General features: G+C 60.4%; 3 protein-coding genes. All 3 read right to left on the bottom strand.

Features of this window, described 5'->3' with window-relative positions:
- A partial coding sequence (locus WA989_RS15160) for a trypsin-like peptidase domain-containing protein (RefSeq protein WP_424341319.1) occupies window positions 1-576 on the bottom strand: 576 nt, incomplete at its 3' end.
- A gap of 104 nt (window positions 577-680) precedes the next feature.
- Window positions 681-2,126, bottom strand: coding sequence for an MFS transporter (locus tag WA989_RS15155; RefSeq protein WP_424341318.1), 1,446 nt, complete (start codon window positions 2,124-2,126; stop codon window positions 681-683).
- A gap of 32 nt (window positions 2,127-2,158) precedes the next feature.
- A complete protein-coding gene (locus WA989_RS15150) occupies window positions 2,159-2,449 on the bottom strand; it encodes a putative quinol monooxygenase (protein WP_424341317.1) in 291 nt (96 codons plus the stop codon).
- Between the last annotated feature and the right edge of the window lie 139 nt (window positions 2,450-2,588).

Genomic DNA, 2,588 nt, shown 5'->3' with positions numbered 1-2,588 from the left:
GCCGATGGCGAGCACGATATCGCCGACTTCGGTGTCACGCGTGTCGGCATAGTCGACGGTCGGCAGCGTCTCGCCTTCTGCGTCGATGCGGAGCACTGCCAGGTCGCTACGCTCATCGGCGAGGACGAGTTCAGCCTCATATTCGCGCCTGTCAGACAGCACGACAAGGAATTCGTCGGCGCCCGCGATCACATGGTTGTTGGTGACGATGACACCATCCTCCGAGACGATCACGCCGGAGCCGAGCGAGTTCTGAACGCGCTCGCGCGGTGTGCCGAAGAATTCGCGGAAGATCGGGTCATTGGCAAAGGGCGAGGCCGACTGGCGAACCGTCTTGCGTGTGTAGACGTTCACCACTGCCGGCGAGACCTGCTTGACCAGCGGCGCATAGGACAACTCGACCTCGGCGCGGCTTTGCGGCACGCGCTTGTCGGGGTTGAAGAAATTATCCTGTGCGCCGGCCATACCTGCCGGAAAAAGCGGGCTGAGGACGACAGCGAGCAGCGCCAGGACTGCAAGCGCGCTTACGATAAGCAGTTTCGAAACATGTCGGGTCATGGCTTTGTAATGCATCATGAAAATGGCTCTATTGCGGCGCCGGAATGAGGGCAATCGGGCGAGACATGACAATTTGGAAAGGTGCGTTCGATGCCGCTTTCAACACCTGCGCTGGACACGGTCTAAGGCTTGACCTGCTCGGCCCCTGCCCCGCCCGCTGCGAGGGCGGCAAGATTGGCTTCATGGTCGGCGCGGCTGATGCGGTAGAAGCTGATGCACACCATCATGATCATCCAGAGCACAAGCAGGCTGAGCGCATAGCCCCAGCCGAGCGTGCGAACGGCTTCATCGCTGGCATCGGACGAGCGCATGCCGGGCGTGATCGATGCGACAGCCAGGATGCCAGAGGCGGTCAGCACGCCGACCCCCTGGGCAAGCTTGCGCATGAAGCTGATGCCGGCAAAGTAAATGCCTTCGGACCGGCGACCCGTGGCAAGCTCGTTCTGCTCGACGATGTCAGCGACCATGGATGCGGCCAGCATCTGATAAGCAATGATGAGCGCCAGATCGAAGACCGTGACGCAGAGCACAATCATATAGAGCAGATCGGTCCCGTTCGGTGGCAACAGGCCGAACTGGCGCAGGATGACCGGCATCGGCGCAATGGTGAATGCGAGAAAGCCGATATAGATAGCCGCCCGCTTCTTGCCGAAGATACGCCCGACCATCGGCGCGATGACAAGAGCGAGAACCGCCGAGACGTAGACAGCGACCGTCAGCCCGCCAATCTGGTCGCTGGTAAATTCCCAGAAGAACCCGTTTATATACTGGTTCAGCGTGGCGGAGATGCCGCTCGCCAGCAGGCCGAACAGCGTTGCGATGAACAGCGCGCGGAAGGACGGGTTCGACACCGTCTCCCAGATTTCGCCGAGCACCCGAAGCGGCGTCAGCTTGCGCAGGGGCGGCGGGGCCTTGAGGTGCGGAATATGGCGATGCGTGCCCAGGGTCATGATCGCGATCGACCCGAAAATGCAGCTGGCCCCGATCAGGCCATAAGTGTGCCAGCCCGGCAGATGAAAGAAGCCCGATGGGTCGCCTTCACTCGGCTGCAACAGGAAGAAGAACAGGATGACCTGCACCGTCAGCCCGCCCACCCAGGCAAAGAAATAGCGGAACGACATCAGCGAGGTGCGCGCGTCATAATCCTGCGACAGCTCTGCCGCGAGCGCGGTGCTTGGCACCTCGAAGAAGGTGTACATCAGGCGCACGACAATCGTGAAACCGAGCAGCCAGGCGAACAGATTCATGCCGGAAAGGCCCGCAGGCGGGTTCCACACGAAGAAATAGGCGAGCGCCACCGGCACCATGGCCGTGTACATCAGCGGGTGCCGCCTGCCCCATTTGGTTCTGAGATTGTCCGACCAGTATCCGACGATCGGATCGGAAAAGGCATCGATCAGCAGCGCGATCCACAAGGCCGCAGCGACGAGCACCGCCGACAGGCCGAGGATCTGGCTGTAGAACAGCAGGAGGACGTATTCGAAGCCATTGTTCTTGATCCCACCCGCAGCCCCGCCAATACCGTAGGCGAGACGCGTTGCCAGGCTGGGTTTTCCGGTTTCGACCATGTCGGATGCCTCGCGCCTCAGCGCGTCAGGCCCTACTCGACGATATCGAAATATTCGATGTCAGGGCGCCCGGCGAGGACAGCGCCCATCTTGGCACCAGCCGCCTTGAAATAGTCCGTCTGGCCATGGGCCTTCAGCGCGTCCTGGCCCGAATACTGCTCCATGAAGACATAGGTCTGCGGGTCCGATTTGGACTGATAGAGCTGGTAGGTCAGCGTGCCGCTTTCATTGGCTTTCACTTTGGCCATGAGATCCTTGCCGATCTCTTCAAACTCCGCATTCTTGCCGTCAGCGATCTTCAGTTTCGCAACCACACCTATCATGTCTTCCTCCCGGTTATCTGTTGTTCTCAGTTCAGGCACGACCTTAATCGACGGCGCCCCGCGTACAAGAGTTGACGTGGCGGTCACCCGCGAAAGGCGGTCACTTCTATCTCGATCTTCATGGCCGGATCGATCAGCC

Origin of the sequence: Henriciella sp. (genome assembly GCF_049649345.1) — a bacterium.
GTDB lineage: Bacteria > Pseudomonadota > Alphaproteobacteria > Caulobacterales > Hyphomonadaceae > Henriciella.
Note: the sequence above shows the minus strand (reverse complement) of the source record. Positions and strands in the feature narration are given on the sequence as shown.

Coding starts and splice junctions, on each gene's coding strand:
- WA989_RS15150 (WP_424341317.1), bottom strand. CDS start 2,449: ATGATAGGTGTGGTTGCGAAACTGAAGATCGCTGACGGCAAGAATGCG.
- WA989_RS15155 (WP_424341318.1), bottom strand. CDS start 2,126: ATGGTCGAAACCGGAAAACCCAGCCTGGCAACGCGTCTCGCCTACGGT.